12 protein-coding genes are annotated in these 15,232 nt (G+C 65.9%); 8 read left to right on the top strand and 4 right to left on the bottom strand.

The annotated features are described in order from the left end of the window. The first annotated feature begins 117 nt into the window (after window positions 1-117). The 6 genes from leuC to Y704_RS0114895 all read left to right on the top strand — a co-directional run bounded on the left by leuC (window position 118) and on the right by Y704_RS0114895 (window position 6,713). Window positions 118-1,587, top strand: a complete 1,470-nt coding sequence (gene leuC / locus Y704_RS0114920; RefSeq protein ID WP_026550713.1) for a 3-isopropylmalate dehydratase large subunit — start codon at window positions 118-120, stop codon at window positions 1,585-1,587. Between the two features lie 9 nt (window positions 1,588-1,596). Continuing rightward, complete coding sequence (gene leuD, locus Y704_RS0114915) at window positions 1,597-2,202, top strand: 3-isopropylmalate dehydratase small subunit (RefSeq protein WP_026550712.1); 606 nt, start codon at window positions 1,597-1,599, stop codon at window positions 2,200-2,202. Between the two features lie 214 nt (window positions 2,203-2,416). After that, window positions 2,417-3,766, top strand: a complete 1,350-nt coding sequence (gene murA / locus Y704_RS0114910; protein WP_026550711.1) for a UDP-N-acetylglucosamine 1-carboxyvinyltransferase — start codon at window positions 2,417-2,419, stop codon at window positions 3,764-3,766. A 15-nt stretch (window positions 3,767-3,781) separates the two neighbouring features. Next, complete coding sequence (locus Y704_RS0114905; RefSeq protein ID WP_026550710.1) at window positions 3,782-4,540, top strand: lysophospholipid acyltransferase family protein; 759 nt, start codon at window positions 3,782-3,784, stop codon at window positions 4,538-4,540. An 11-nt stretch (window positions 4,541-4,551) separates the two neighbouring features. Continuing rightward, complete coding sequence (locus tag Y704_RS0114900; RefSeq protein ID WP_253904362.1) at window positions 4,552-5,565, top strand: NAD(P)H-dependent glycerol-3-phosphate dehydrogenase; 1,014 nt, start codon at window positions 4,552-4,554, stop codon at window positions 5,563-5,565. Next, window positions 5,562-6,713: a D-alanine--D-alanine ligase family protein gene (locus Y704_RS0114895; RefSeq protein WP_026550708.1), complete on the top strand. Its 1,152-nt coding sequence runs from the start codon at window positions 5,562-5,564 to the stop codon at window positions 6,711-6,713. Before Y704_RS0114900 ends, Y704_RS0114895 begins: the two co-directional genes overlap by 4 nt. A 152-nt stretch (window positions 6,714-6,865) precedes the next feature. Here the strand turns inward: Y704_RS0114895 and Y704_RS0114885 are convergent, their stop codons facing one another. The 4 genes from Y704_RS0114885 to Y704_RS0114870 all read right to left on the bottom strand — a co-directional run bounded on the left by Y704_RS0114885 (window position 6,866) and on the right by Y704_RS0114870 (window position 12,856). Further along, window positions 6,866-7,924: a YeiH family protein gene (locus Y704_RS0114885; RefSeq protein WP_035772970.1), complete on the bottom strand. Its 1,059-nt coding sequence runs from the start codon at window positions 7,922-7,924 to the stop codon at window positions 6,866-6,868. 119 nt (window positions 7,925-8,043) lie between these two features. Further along, window positions 8,044-8,784, bottom strand: coding sequence for a class I SAM-dependent methyltransferase (locus tag Y704_RS0114880; RefSeq protein WP_026550706.1), 741 nt, complete (start codon window positions 8,782-8,784; stop codon window positions 8,044-8,046). Window positions 8,785-8,881: 97 nt separating this feature from the next. Next, window positions 8,882-9,178 carry a DUF4287 domain-containing protein gene (locus Y704_RS0114875; protein ID WP_026550705.1) on the bottom strand — a complete coding sequence of 99 codons (297 nt, stop codon included), beginning with the start codon at window positions 9,176-9,178 and terminating at the stop codon, window positions 8,882-8,884. A 150-nt stretch (window positions 9,179-9,328) separates the two neighbouring features. Continuing rightward, the gene (locus Y704_RS0114870; protein ID WP_081747688.1) at window positions 9,329-12,856 is read right to left on the bottom strand and encodes a bifunctional proline dehydrogenase/L-glutamate gamma-semialdehyde dehydrogenase; all 3,528 of its coding nucleotides are present in this window, start codon (window positions 12,854-12,856) and stop codon (window positions 9,329-9,331) included. Window positions 12,857-13,015: 159 nt separating this feature from the next. Between Y704_RS0114870 and Y704_RS0114865 the strand changes: the two genes are divergently transcribed. Further along, window positions 13,016-13,918 (top strand): LysR family transcriptional regulator, encoded by a 903-nt coding sequence (locus Y704_RS0114865; RefSeq protein WP_026550703.1) that lies wholly within the window; start codon window positions 13,016-13,018, stop codon window positions 13,916-13,918. Between the two features lie 114 nt (window positions 13,919-14,032). After that, window positions 14,033-15,232: GTP cyclohydrolase II (gene ribA / locus Y704_RS23580; RefSeq protein WP_081747687.1), on the top strand; the 1,200-nt coding region annotated here is incomplete at its 3' end.

Below are 15,232 nucleotides of genomic sequence, written 5' to 3'. Positions count from 1 at the left end.
AAAGCCGTGGGACTGGCGGGATCCGTCCTTGCGCTGCTTCAGTAGGATAACGAGCCCGATCAGCCTCGCAGCAGGACAGTGATCGCGATGAGGCCAGGGAAGAACGAAGGAAAGCACATGGGAAAGACACTTGCCGAGAAAGTCTGGGAATCGCATGTCGTCCGCAAGGGCGACGTCGTAGGTTCCGAGGCGCAGCCTGATCTCCTGTATATCGACCTGCATCTCGTCCACGAGGTCACGTCCCCGCAGGCCTTCGAGGGGCTCCGGCTTGCCGGGCGGCCGCTGCGCAGGCCGGACCTCACCATCGCCACCGAGGACCACAACACGCCGACGCTCGACATCGACAAGCCCATCGCCGACCTCACCAGCCGCACCCAGATCGAGACGCTTCGCAGCAACTGCCGCGAATTCGGAATCCGGCTGCATTCGCTGGGAGACGCCGAACAGGGGATCGTCCACATCATCGGCCCACAGCTCGGTCTCACGCAACCGGGGCTCACCGTGGTCTGCGGTGACTCCCACACCTCCACCCACGGCGCCTTCGGCGCGCTTGCCATGGGGATCGGCACCTCCGAGGTGGAGCACGTGATGGCCACGCAGACGCTGTCGCTCAAGCCGTTTCGGACCATGGGCATCACGGTGGAAGGCACCCTGAAGCCCGGCGTCACCTCCAAGGACATCATCCTGGCGATCATCGCGAAGATCGGGACCGGTGGGGGTCAGGGCTACGTGCTCGAATTCCGCGGATCGGCCATTCGCGCGCTGTCGATGGAAGCGCGCATGACCGTCTGCAACATGTCGATCGAAGCGGGTGCCCGGGCGGGCATGGTGGCTCCCGATGACACGACGTTCGATTATCTCAAGGACCGTCCCCACTCGCCGAAGGGCGAGCACTGGGATGCCGCCGTCGCAGACTGGCGGGAACTGCGGACGGACGACGACGCCGTCTTCGACGCGGAGGTGTTCCTCGACGCCGATGACCTCGAGCCGTTCGTCACCTGGGGTACCAACCCGGGCCAGGGCGTTTCACTCTCTCAGTCGATTCCTGCCCCGGAAGATTTTGCCGACGAGAATGACCGCGCCGCCTGCGAGCGCGCCCTGGAGTACATGGCGCTGGCGCCGCGCACCCCCATGAAGGACATCCGCGTGGACACGGTTTTCCTGGGTTCATGCACGAACAGCCGCATCGAGGATCTAAGGATCGCGGCCGATATCATCCGGGGCCGGACCAAGGACCCGGCGATCCGCATGATGGTGGTGCCCGGGTCGGCCCGGGTGCGACTCGAAGCCGAAGCCGAGGGGCTGGACCAGGTCTTCAAGGACTTCGGAGCCGAATGGCGCTTCGCCGGGTGCTCCATGTGCCTCGGAATGAATCCTGACCAGCTCGCGCCGGGGGAGCGGTGCGCCTCGACCTCGAACCGCAACTTCGAGGGACGCCAGGGCAAGGGCGGACGCACCCACCTCGTCTCTCCCGTGGTGGCTGCTGCGACGGCGGTGCGTGGCACCCTGAGTTCGCCGTCGGACCTTGATCCTGTCCCGCCGCCCGTGGCGCTTCGGCCGGCCGCCTCCGCTACCACCGCTGTTTAGGGGAACGACATGGAAAAGATCACCACTCACACCGGGATCGGAGTGCCGCTGCGTCAGAGCAATGTGGACACCGACCAGATCATTCCGGCGGTGTACCTCAAGCGGATCACGCGCACCGGCTTCGAGGACGCACTCTTCGCCGAGTGGCGGAAGGACGGGAACTTCATCCTCAACCGCGAGCCGTACACCAGGGCCTCCGTGCTCGTGGCAGGACCCGACTTCGGCACGGGCTCCTCGCGCGAGCACGCCGTCTGGGCGCTTAAGGACTTCGGCTTCAAGGCCGTGCTGTCCTCCCGCTTCGCCGATATCTTCCGCGGCAACTCGGGCAAGCAGGGACTCGTTGCCGCCCAGCTCCTGCAGGACGACATCGAACTGATCTGGAAGGTCCTCGACAATGAGCCGGGCGCTGAAGTCACGGTCGACCTTGAGGCACGGACGGCGGTCTGCGGGAGCGTCACCGCTCCCTTCCAGATCGATGACTATACGCGCTGGCGCCTTTTGGAGGGCCTCGACGACATCGGCCTGACCCTTCGCCACGAGGAAGACATCACCGCATTCGAGGGTCGGCGGCCCGCCCACAAACCGACCACCCTGCCGGCGCTCCTGCAGGGCTGAGCCTGGCGGTGCAGGACACGGAGGTGGAACCACTCCGTCGGGCGCCCACTTGCCGCCTGTGATCTTCCTTTCATCGGGAATCCCGGCGGCTCGGGGGTTGTTGAGAGGATAGGCGAGGGCCGGGACACGTGCCCCCGCATTTCTGTTGTTACCCCTATGCTTGGATAAGCATTTGCGCGCGCTGGGGATTTTCACGTATGAGGAATAGGTATTGATGGGTAGCGTTCTGACAATCCGCGGTGGAGTTCCACTGACAGGGAAGGTTTCCGTTCGCGGTGCCAAGAACCTGGTGCCGAAAGCGATGGTTGCCTCCCTGCTCGGCAGTACGCCGTCAGTGCTCCGCAACGTTCCGGAGATCAAGGACGTCGACGTCGTCACGAGTCTGTTGAAGCTGCACGGCGTGGAGGTGACGAAGGACCCGGTGACGGGCGACCTCACCATGGATCCGCGTGAAGCCAAGATGGCCCAGTCCAAGGACATCGACGCCCATGCCGGGGATTCCCGGATTCCGATCCTGCTCTGTGGGCCCCTGATGCACAGCATCGGCGAAGCGTTCATCCCGGACCTCGGTGGCTGCAAGATCGGCGACCGGCCCATCGACTATCACCTTGCGGTGCTGCGAAACTTCGGAGCCGTGGTGGACAAGCGCCCCGGCGGAATCTCGATCTCGGCGCCGAAGGGTCTTCACGGCGCCAAGGTCAACCTTCCCTACCCCAGCGTCGGTGCCACGGAGCAGGTCCTCCTGACCGCGATACGGGCCGAGGGCATCACCGAACTGTCAGGTGCCGCCGTCGAGCCCGAGATCATGGACCTGATCGCGGTGCTTCAAAAAATGGGAGCCATCATCACGGTCCAGACGGACCGCGTCATCCGCATCGAGGGCGTCGAGGAGCTGGCTGGGTACAACCATAAGGCCATCTCGGACCGCAACGAGACGGCATCGTGGGCATCGGCGGCACTGGTCACCAAGGGCGACATCTACGTCGAGGGTGCACGCCAGCTCGACCTCACCGCATTCCTCAACACCTACCGGAAAATCGGCGGGGCGTTCGACGTGGACGACGAGGGCATCCGCTTCTACCACCCGGGAGGACCACTCAAGCCGCTGGTCCTCGAGACCGACGTCCACCCGGGCTTCATGACGGACTGGCAGCAGCCCCTCGTGGTCGCGCTGACCCAGGCCGCAGGTGTTTCGATCGTCCATGAAACCGTGTATGAGAACCGGTTCGGCTTCACCGAAGCGCTGATCCGGATGGGTGCGAACATCCAGGTCCACCGCGAGTGCCTCGGCAGCGTCCCCTGCCGTTTCGGGCAGCGCAACTTCCTCCACTCCGCCGTCATCTCCGGGCCTGCGCAGCTGCGCGGCGCTGATATCGACATCCCCGACCTCCGGGGTGGTTTCAGCCACCTCATCGCGGCCCTCGCTGCAGACGGGGTCTCACGGGTGACGGGGATCGAACTGATCAACCGGGGCTACGAACGCTTCCAGGACAAGCTGGAGGGTCTCGGAGCCGACTTCGACCTGACGGAGGATGCCCCGGCTGTGGCCGCGGCAATTTCCTAGGGTACGTTGGCAGTCATGACCGAAACAGCTGCTTCGCGCGTTATCTTCAGCATTCTCGGCGTGGTGGTACGGCCCACCCTGAACCTGATGATGCGTAAGGAATGGCAGGGCGCGGAGAGGCTCCCACGGAATTCCGGCTTCATCGTGTGCCCGAACCATGTCACGGAGATCGACCCGCTGATTGTTTCGCACTACCTGTTCAACCAGGGTGTCATGCCGCGATTTTTGGCGAAGGCATCACTCTTCCGCGTACCCGTGATGGGTTCGCTCCTGCGCACCATCGGACAGGTGCCGGTGGAGCGGACGACGGCGGGCGCCAACAAGTCGCTCGAGGCCGCCCGGGCCGCCCTGGCAAGCGGTGGTGGCATCATCATCTACCCTGAGGGCACGCTGACGCGGGATCCCGAGATGTGGCCCATGAAGGGGCACACCGGGGCCGCGCGGCTCGCCCTTCAGACGAAAGCCCCGGTGGTGCCCATGGCGCACTGGGGTGCCCACGAAGTGTTTCCGCCCTATGCGAAGCGCCTTCACCTGTTCCCGCGGAAGACCTCCAAAGTGACCGTCGGGGAGCCGGTGGATCTCAGCGAATTTGACGGCCTACCCATCACGCGGGCCACACTCGACGCCGCGACCAACAAGATCCTCGATGCCATCACGGTTCTGCTGGCGGAGCTGCGCCAGGAAAAGCCCCCCGCACAGCGGTGGGATGCAAGCGCGCAGCCGCAGAAACGGACAGGCCGGGATCCCCGGGCGCACGGCGAGGGCACTGCGTGACAAGCCGGCCTGTGCGTGTCGCAGTCCTGGGAGCGGGAAGCTGGGGAACCACCTTCGCAAAAGTCCTTGCAGACGCCTCGAGTGACTGCCGTGTCCGTCTCTGGGCACGCCGCCCCGAGGTGGCGGAGGAGATCAACAGCTTCCACCGCAACAGCAGATACCTCGGCGACACAGTACTTCCGGCGAACCTCACCTCGTCGGCCGACGTTGCCGAGGTGCTCGAGAACGCCGAGCTCGTGGTCCTCGCGGTGCCGGCACAGTCGCTTCGGCCGCAACTGGCCGGCTGGAAGCCGCTCCTGCCCGCAGGCGTCGTCGTCGTATCCCTCATGAAGGGCCTCGAGGTAGGAACCGACGCGCGGATGAGTGAGGTGATCGCCCAGGAGTTCGGCCTGCCGGAGGACCGCATCGCCGTCGTTTCAGGGCCCAACCTCGCCCTCGAGATCGCGCGCCGGGAGCCGACCGCCTCGGTGGTGGCCTGTCCCGACCACGATGTCGCCTCGTGGATCGCTGCGGCCTGCACCGCCACCTATTTCCGCCCGTACACCTCCACCGACGTGGTGGGCGTGGAGATCGGCGGAATCGTCAAGAACGTCATTGCGCTGGCCGTCGGGATCTGTGAAGGACGGCGGATGGGGGACAACACCAAGGCCTCGGTCATCACGCGCGGGCTCGCGGAGACGACGCGCCTGGCAGTGGCCCTCGGAGGCAAGGCGGAGACACTCGCCGGGCTGGCCGGCATGGGCGATCTCATCGCCACCTGCTCCTCGGCGCTGTCTCGCAACCACACCGCCGGGCACCTGCTGGGCCAGGGCCTCACCCTGGATCAGGTGACCGTGCGGATGAACCAGACGGCGGAGGGGATCAAGTCGGCCCAGGCGGTGCTCGACCTCGCGACCCACCTCGGCGTTGACATGCCCATCACCGACAACGTGGTGGCCGTCCTGCAGGGCGCCATCTCCGTCGACGACCTGGGGCCCCGCCTGTTGGCCCGCGACCTCAAGCCGGAAGGCGAACACTCCCTGTGACAAACCCTGCCGTCGCCGTCCCGCCACGCAAGCCACGCGTCCTTGTCCTCTTCGGAGGCCGATCGAGCGAACATGCCGTCAGCTGCGTCACTGCTGCCGGTGTCCTCCAGGCGATCGACCGGCAGAAGTACGACGTCCTCCCCGTCGGCATCGCGCGGAACGGCCAGTGGTCGCTGGTCGCTGCCGACCCCGCCCTCTGGTCGCTCCGCTCCGACACCCTTCCCGAGGTGCCGGCGTCAGCGGAATCTGTGGTGATGGGTACCGCGCCAGGTCCGGACGCAGCCGGGGGGCAGGAACTCCTCCTCACGGCGCCCGATGCCGTGACGCGCAGCCTCGGCGGCGTGGACGTGGTGCTGCCCCTGTTGCATGGACCATTCGGGGAGGACGGCACACTGCAGGGCATGCTGGAGATGGCAGATATCCGCTACGTGGGCGCAGGTGTGCTGGCCTCGGCCGTCGGCATGGACAAGCACTTCATGAAGGTGGTCTTCGCCGCCGCGGGGCTCGACGTCGGACCGTACGAGGTGCTCACGGACCGGCAGTGGAACGGGAACACCGCAGCGTGCCTGGAGCGGGCGGCGGCACTCGGTTTCCCCGTCTTCGTCAAGCCCGCCCGTGCCGGATCCTCGATGGGCATCACCAGGGTGGAACGGGTGGAGGAGCTTGCAGCAGCGGTGGAGTTCGCCCGGACCTTCGATCCGAAAGTCATTGTCGAGGCCGGCATCGTCGGCCGCGAGATCGAGGTCGCCGTACTTCAGGGGCGCGGCACCGACGATCCCCGCACATCGCTTCCCGGTGAGGTTGCCGTGCAGCCGGGAGATCACGAATGGTATGACTTCGAGGCGAAGTATGTGGACCGCGGTGCTGCCGAGCTCAGCTGCCCGGCGGACCTGCCCGACGACGTCACGGCGCGGGTGCGCACCCTCGCAGGTCAGGCGTTCGACGCCGTGGGCGCGGAGGGACTTTCCCGGGTGGACTTCTTCTACACACCGTCAGGGGCGCTGGTGATCAACGAGATCAACACGATGCCCGGCTTCACCCCGATCAGCATGTATCCGCAGATGTGGGCGAAGTCGGGTCTCGGGTACACGGACCTCATTGATGAACTCATCGGCCTCGCATTGAGCCGGACCACAGGCCTTCGGTAGGCTGCGACCGGGAAGATCATGCTCCCTCGATCGTCCGCCGGTAGGGGCTCACATCCGGTCGGGTGACCGGGATCCGGCGGGGTGGAACAGCCTGCTGGAAGCGGGGAACCGCCACGCCGGGTTCGAGTTCGGTTCGCACCGTCATCGGCACCTCACGTCGGTGATACCAGCAGCACGCCCGCCAGGGAGATGCCTGCCAGGAAGATGGTGGACAGGGCGCCCACCATCACCGCACGACGGCCGGTCCTCACGAGCTGGCGGATATCGATCCCGGCTCCAAGTCCGAACATCCCGGCTGCAAGGAGCAGGGTCGCCGCAACGGACGCTGTCTGCAGGGCGGGTTGGGGCACCAGACCGGTCGACCGCAGGGCCACCATGGCGAGGAAGCCCAGCACGAAGAACGGAATCATCGGGGTGTGGGTGGCAGCCTTTCCTGTCCGGGCCGCTGTACTTTCCTCGTGGTCGCCGGCGGCAGGACGCCGTCGTTCGCTGAGGGACGTCACAGCGGCCACGGGTGCGAGCATGAGCACGCGCCCCAGCTTGATCACCGTGGCGACGGCGAGCGCGGTCGCTCCGGCGGTGCCGGCGGCGGCCACGACCTGCGCCACCTCGTGGATGGCAAGGCCAGACCACATCCCGAAGCTGTCATCGCTCAAACCGAGCAGCCCATTGAGGACAGGGAGGGCAAGTATCATCACAGATCCGTACAGGGTGACCATCGCGACCGCGCTGGCGGTCTCGTCGTCGTCGGCGTTCACGATGCCCTGGAGGCCTGCGACGGCCGAGGCGCCGCAAATGGAGAACCCTGCGGCCATCAGTGTGGCACCAGCTCGCGTGAGACCCAGGCGCATCCCCACGTGGAGGGTGAAGACAAAGCTCATCACCACGCACGCAACAATCAGGGCGAGCACCTCGAATCCCAGTGCCAGGATGTCCGGCAGGGCAAGCTGAAGGCCCAGCAGGACGACGCCGGCGCGGAGGAGCTTCTTGGTTCCGGCCTTCACGCCCGGCCGGAGGGCCATCGTATACAGGCCGGAGTTGCCGAGCAGCACGCCGAGCATCAGGGCGATGACCAGGGAACCGAGCACGGACTGGAGAGCACCCAGCCACACCGAGACTGCTACCCCTGCTGCCACGACGCCCAGCCCCGGCACCAGCGGTACGGTGCGCGTCCGCCACACGGCGACGCGGCTGGACAGGGCTGAAGGCATGACGTGCTGCTTCCGGACGTGGCGGAGTGGGGCGATTGCCCTCCGCGATTCTTTCACGGGAACCCAGGTGTGGATCGTCGGATCGTTCACCCGTTGGTTGCGCTGTGGGCTGGCTGCTGCTACTGCCGCCGCGCTTCGAAGACCATCAGCGGACTTTCGGCTTCCATCGGTTCCCGGTGCCAGCCGCTCCAGATGCCGGTGAGGTGGAAACCCGAGGCTTCCAGGTCGGCGCTTACTTCTTCCCTGCCCAGGAAGGACAGGGTGAGGTGTTCGGTAATGGCCTCCGGTTTCTCTCCACCCGAGGCGGTCAGGAGGTTGTGGCTGGTGAAGGAGACATCACCCCTCCGGTCAACCGAAGTCACTTCGTACCACTCGACAAGCTCGCCGATCGCGGTGTTCCGGGTTCCATAGGTGTTTTCCCTGGTCCACTGCTCCCAAGCCCGGGCCAATGGATTGCGGCGCTCGAAAGCAAGGGTTCCCCCTGGGAGGAGTCCGTTCCGGATATCCCTCAGTGCCTGGTGCCATGCCTTCCCTGTGATGTGCTGTGCTACGTTGCCGCTCATCACGACAAGATCGGCCTGTGCGTCGCCGATGTCCCGCGAGTCTCCCAGGACCCAGGACACGTTCTCCGCTCCCCGGCGGGCGCGCGCGGCGCCGAGCATCGCCGGCGAAGGGTCGATCCCGACGACGTCGCGACCCGCTGTGCTGAACGTGACGGTGAGGAGTCCGGTTCCACACCCCAGATCCACCACCTTGCGCGCGTCCAGATCATCCGCGAGCGAACGGAAGAAGTCGGAATCGGCGCCGTCGGGGTTGTCGGAGTCGTACAGCTGCACAAGGCGAGGATCGTAGTCGGCCATGGCGTCGACCCTATCAACCAGACAACGGCCTCCTGGGCCGGCTTCCGGGCATCTGGCGCCGGCCCTGCAGGAACCGGGAGCTCACTACCGGTTCCGACTACGGGCCTGCGGGTTTCGTAGCCTTACCGTCGAGCCACAGTTCGCCGGAAGCATCACTGTGGGACCCGCCCGAGCCGACATGCCTGTCCCCGATCCTCGGACCGTTCTTCACCACGTGGACAAGTGCCATCGCATGTCCCCGACCGAGCCCGTAGTCCTCTTTCAACCAGGCCACGATCGTCCCTGCTGGGGTGGAGGGGTCGTGGAAGCCGCGATCCTGCGCCTGCCTGACCAGCTCACGGGGCGTAAGCCCGGTCTTTTCCTCAATCGCGTCGAGATAGGCCTGGAATGACATTGTTCTTCCCCTTCAGATCCGGTTGCCGAAGCGGACGATTCCACCCGCACTGACCACGCCGTCGGCTCCTAGACCACGCCGTCCGGCCTAGACCACGCCGTCGGCTCCTAGACCACGCCGTCCGGCCTGAACCACGCCGTAGCCCCTAAACTAAGCCGGCGGGCCCTGAACCACGCCGTCCGCCAATTCACAGGGCGTGCCGAAGCGGTGGGCGGTGATGCTGACCGCCTGCTCGTGCAGGAAGGGTAGCAGTTCAACCCGGCCGCCCTCGGTAACAGGCTGGGAGTAGACAGCAATATCCGGCCTGCCCCTGGTCGCCGCAGCCAACGCTTTGCCGTTGCCTCCGATGAGCCGGATCCGGCCGGCGTCGTGCTGCGCCGCAGAGGCGAGCCAGGTGTCGTCGTTCTCCACGCTCACCTCGGCTGCCAGACCGCGCACCGCTGTGTTGAGGGCGCCCGTCAGCTCGGTGGCGCTGGAGACGCGCACCCTCGAGCCTGCCGAAGCCGCAGCCAGAAGCACCCGGAGAAGTGCTGCCACCGGTTCACCCTCGGAAAGCCTCACGGTGACGGGCAGCGGCAGGTAGCGCAGCACATTGCGTTCGGCGGACAAGGCTGACACGTCCTTCACGGCGCCGAACTCGGATGCCCAGGCCGTGGCATCGGAGGCGGCGGAGCGCTGCAGGAACGCGAGGTCGCCGTCGTCGAGCCCGAGCTCCTGCGCTGCCGTCGCTGCCGCCTCGAGGATCGGCTGCGCGGCCGGAACCGGCTCGGCAGATACGGTGGACACGCGCGTTTCCCAGCAACCGAGGCCCATCAGGTAATTGGGCCCGCCGGCCTTGGTGCCCGCACCCACAGCTGACTTCTTCCAGCCGCCGAAGGGCTGGCGCTGGACGATCGCACCGGTGATGCTGCGGTTCACGTAGAGGTTGCCGGCCTGAACGCTGTCGATCCACGCCTCGATCTCGGATCGGCTGAGCGAATGGAGGCCTGCAGTGAGGCCGTAGTCCACGTCGTTCTGAATGGCGATGGCTTCCTCGAGGGTTTCGGCCGTCATCACTCCGAGGATCGGGCCGAAGTACTCGGTCAGGTGGTACGTCGAGCCGCGCTTGACGCCGGTGCGGACGCCCGGACTCCAGAGGCGCCCCGACTCATCGAGCCGGTGCGGTTCCACCAGCCACATCTCGCCCTCGGCGAGGGTGGTGAGGCCGTCAAGGAGCTTGCCGGCAGCAGGTTCGATAATCGGACCCATCTGCGTGGTCGGATCCGAGGGGTAGCCCACCTTCAGTGAGGTCACGGCGTCCACGAGCTGGTTGCGGAACCGCCGCGAGTCCCGGACGCTTCCCACCAGGATCACGAGCGAGGCCGCAGAGCACTTCTGGCCGGCATGGCCGAAGGCCGAGTAGGCAACGTCCCTGGCCGCGAGGTCGAAGTCGGCACTGGGTGTGACGATGATCGAGTTCTTCCCCGAGGTCTCCGCCAGCAGGGGAAGATCCTCGCGGAAGGACCTGAAAAGCTCTGCGGTTTCGTACCCCCCTGTCAGGATGACGCGGTCCACCCGGGGGTCCGAGATCAACTGGGTGCCGAGCGCATTTTCGTCCAGCTGGACCAGGTGCAGGACGCCGCGGGGAACGCCCGCCTCCCACAGGGCCTCGACCATCACCGATCCGCTGCGCCGAGCCTGCGTGGCGGGCTTGATGATTACTGAGGAACCGGCGGCGAGCGCGGCGAGCGTGGACCCGGCCGGGATGGCTACGGGGAAGTTCCACGGGGGAGTGACGACGGTGAGATTCGACGGGACGAAGATGGCGCCGTCGACGTCGTCAAGCCCGCGGGCTTGCTCGGCATAGAAGTGCGCGAAGTCGATTGCCTCGGAGATTTCGGGATCCGATTGATCGAGCGTTTTGCCCGTTTCCGAGGCCATGACCTCCATGAGGTCGGCCCGCCGTGCTGCCAGCGCGTCACCGGCGCGGTGCAGGATGACCGCGCGCTCGGCTCCGGTCAGGCGGCCCCAAGTGGTGGCTGCGGTGAGGGCTTCGCTGATGACGGCGTCCAACCGGGCAGGCTCGGTCAGGGTAGTCGATTCGACGAGGGCCTTGCCCAGGTCGGAGATTTCCACGCGCCCAAGTACAGCACGGCCCCAGTCGCGGTTCGAAGGGAGTGAAGGGTCGGTGTCCGGCGTGTTTGCAAAGCTGGTCACGGGCGAAGGCGATTCAGGCTGGTTGCGGTCCTGGGTCCGGTTCGGTCCCGGCACTGAGGTGTCCAGCGCATCGAGCGATGACCGGAACCGCTGTTCCTCGCGGGCGAAGAGCGCTTCATTCTCCGACAGTTCGAAGACCGCCGACATGAAGTTCTCCTGGCTCGCACCCTCCTCGAGGCGGCGGATCAGGTAGGCGATGGCGACGTCGAACTCCTTCGGGTGCACCACCGGGGTGTAGAGCAGCAGCGAGCCGACGTCCTTCTTGACAGCTTCGGCCTGGCCCTGAGCCATTCCGAGAAGCATCTCGAACTCGATGCCGTGACGCACTCCGCGCTCGCCGGCGAGCAGCCAGGCGAAGGCAAGGTCGAAGAGGTTGTGCCCGGCGACGCCGATGCGGACGTTGGCGATGCGGTCCGGGTGCAGCGCGTAATTCAGCACGCGCTTGTAGTGGGTGTCCGATTCCTGCTTGGAGCGCCAGGTGGCGAGCGGCCAGTCGTGGAGGGACGCCTCAACCTGCTCCATGGGGAGGTTGGCGCCCTTGACCACACGGACCTTGATTCCGGCACCGCCCTGTGACCGCCGCCGCGCAGCCCACTCCTGGAGTCGGATCATGGCGGCGAGCGAGTCGGGCAGGTAAGCCTGCAGCACGATGCCGGCTTCCAGGTTCTGAAAGGCCGGCCTGTCCAGAATGCTGGTGAAGACGGCGATCGTCAGGTCGAGGTCCTTGTACTCCTCCATGTCCAGGTTGATGAACTTCGGAGTGGGGGCAGCTGCCGCGCGCTCATACAGGGGGGTCAGCTTGTCCGTCACGTGCTCGACGGCCTCCTCGAAGGCCCAGGCGGAGTGGGGGGACACGGTGGAGGACACCTTGATTGACACGTAGTCGACGTCGGGCCGCGCCAGCAGTTTCAGGGTGCCGTCGAGGCGCCGTTCGGCCTCGTTCTCACCGAGCACCGCCTCGCCGAGCAGGTTGACGTTGAGCCGGATATCGTTCCGGCGGATCTTGCCGATCGAGCGCCCGAGCTTTTTGTCCGACGCGTCGATGATGAGGTGGCCCACCATCTCGCGCAGCACCCTTCGGGCGATCGGAATGACCACCTGCGGCAGTGCGGGGGCGACGGCGGCCCCCAGCTTGACCGCTGAGCGCATGTACCAGGGGAGGAAGGAGGGCACCTTCGGTGCGATGGCTGCCAGATTCCGGGCTGCGACGGATAGGTCCTCCGGACGGATGATGCCGTCCACGAAGCCCACCGTGAAGTCGAGGCCGTTGGGGTCCTTGAGTACGCCGGCGAGCTGCTGGGCGGAGGCGTCCACGGGTACCTGCGAGGCCTCAGTGAGCCAGCGGCGCACCAGGGCGACGGCCTCTCCTGCGAGATGATCTGTGATGTCGGACCGGTTCGCGGGGGTGCCCGCTTTTCCGGTATCGAACGCGTCGGCGGAGGGGAGGGTGATTTCCTGCGGGCTGGGGAGCTGGGTCGTCATAGTGCGGGTCCGATCTTCTACCCGGAAACATTCCTTGTTTCCTTGTTTCCTTGATTTTTGGCTGCAACGCTTTCCTCCAGTATGGACGCGCCATAGGATTAGCAAAAGTGGCCTTTAACCACGAATCGACTTCACTTTTACTGACGGATTGGACACTTCATGCTCGACGTCCGCAAGCTGCGACTCCTGCGGGAACTGAAGATTCGCGGCACCCTCGCCGATGTCGCAACGGCCCTGCGCTATAGCCCCTCGTCGGTGTCCCAGCAGCTGGCGCAGCTGGAGAAGGAGGTGGGGGTTGAGCTACTGCGCAAAAGTGGCCGGCGGGTGATGCTGACGCCGCAGGCCGAAGTGCTGGTGGCTCACACCGCCACGCTTCTTGAGACTCTCGACCGGGCGGAGGCGGATCTCGCAGCCTCGCAGACCACAGTGGCCGGAACGGTGAGAATTGCCGTCTTCCAGTCGGCGGCACTGGCGCTCATGCCGGACGCGCTAACGATGATGACGCGCGAGTTCCCGGACGTGCGGGTGGAAATGGTGCAGCGTGAGCCGGAGACGGCGCTGTATGAAACCTTTGCCCGCGATTTCGACCTCGTTATCGCCGAGCAGTATCCGGGGCATGCAGCACCACGGCACGCCGAGCTGGATCACCTTCCACTGACCACTGACGCCATCCGACTGGCCGTCCCTCGCAGCGGGCTGGACGGCGGAACGATCCGGAGTGTGGCCGACGCCGCCGACTCGGCGTGGGTCATGGAGCCCCGCGGTGCTGCCTCACGGCACTGGGCCGAGCAGGCCTGCCGGCTTGCGGGATTCGAGCCCGATGTACGCTACGAGACAGCTGACCTGCAGGCGCAAATCCGCTTGATCGAATCCGGTAATGCGGTAGGCCTCATGCCCGATCTGATGTGGACCGGCCGCGAGACCACGGTACAGCTGTTCGAACTCCCGGAGAGCCCGCGTCGGTCCATCTTCACGTCCGCGAGGAAAGCCAGTGCGGAACGGCCGGCGCTGCTGACCTGCCGTGCGGTCCTTGCGCGGGCGGCCGCCGTCGTCGCCGTGTGATGAGGTGGCCGCGCATGGGGAAGCAGCAATAAAGCAGCGGCTCCGAGCGTTGCACAAGTAGCTTCGGTGTCACGCTTTTCGGCGTCCGCGGTGATCCCCGATTAAGGTAGACAGATGCCCACCCAGTTAGATCCGGTTTCCGTGCCCGCCACGGTGGAGCGCGTCGCCGAGACGATGCTTCCCACCAAGTACGGCCTGTTCCGGTTGCTGGGCTACCGGGACGCCGACAACACCGAACACGTCGCGCTGGTGCGCGGCATCGATGAGGAGCAGGTCTCCGCCCGCGGAAATGCCCGCTCCAACGCACCCCTGGTGCGCGTCCACTCCGAGTGCCTCACCGGCGATGCCCTCGGTTCCTACCGTTGTGACTGCGGTGAACAGCTCGACGCTGCCCTTCATGCCATCAGCGAAGAGGGTCACGGCGTGCTGGTCTATGTGCGGGGGCATGAGGGTCGAGGCATCGGTTTGCTCGCCAAGCTCAAGGCCTATGCGCTGCAGGACGCCGGCGTCGACACTGTCGACGCCAACACCTCGCTAGGGCTGCCGGTCGATTCACGCAATTACAGCCAGGCCGCGGATATCCTGCAGGACCTCGGTGTATTCAGAATCCGCCTCCTATCGGCCAATCCCGCCAAACAGGAAGCGCTGGAGGAGCTCGGCATCACGGTGGTGGAGCGGCGTGGCCTCGCCGTCCCCGAGCGTGCCGAGAATGCGGCCTACCTCGCAACGAAGCGGTCGCGCATGCGCCATGATCGGCCAGCGAACGACGACGTCTGGCAGCAACTGCTTGCAGGTTCCGCCCATCCGGTGGCCGGCACTGTGGACGACGAAGACCTCGTACACCGCTACGGGTTCATTGCCGCGGCACGGGGGTCGCTGGTGTTGGCCCACCTGCGGCAGAGTCTCGACGGGTTCATCGCCTCCAGGTCGGGGGACGACAGCTTTCCCGGAGCAGGGGAGGACCACGGACACCTCGACAGGCTGCGTGCTCTTATGGACGCGGTCGTCGTAGGCGTGGGAACCGTTATCGCCGACGATTGCACGCTGACCGTCCAGTCCGTGCGCGGGTCGAATCCGACACGCGTTATTCTGGATCCGGGCGGGGCACTTCCCCTCGCCGCCCAGGTCCTGACCGATGATGCCGCTCCGACAATCTGGGTGGTCGCGGAGGAAACCGTGGTGACGGACGATCTTGCCCGTCACGTCAGCGTGGTGCGCACGGGAAAAGGTGGCTTCGATCCGTCAGCAGTGCTCGGGGTTCTACGCGGCATGGGTCTCGCCAAAGTTCTTGTGGAGGGCGGCGGCAAGACCGTT

Origin of the sequence: Arthrobacter sp. Br18 (genome assembly GCF_000520555.1) — a bacterium.
GTDB lineage: Bacteria > Actinomycetota > Actinomycetes > Actinomycetales > Micrococcaceae > Arthrobacter_D.
Note: the sequence above shows the minus strand (reverse complement) of the source record. Positions and strands in the feature narration are given on the sequence as shown.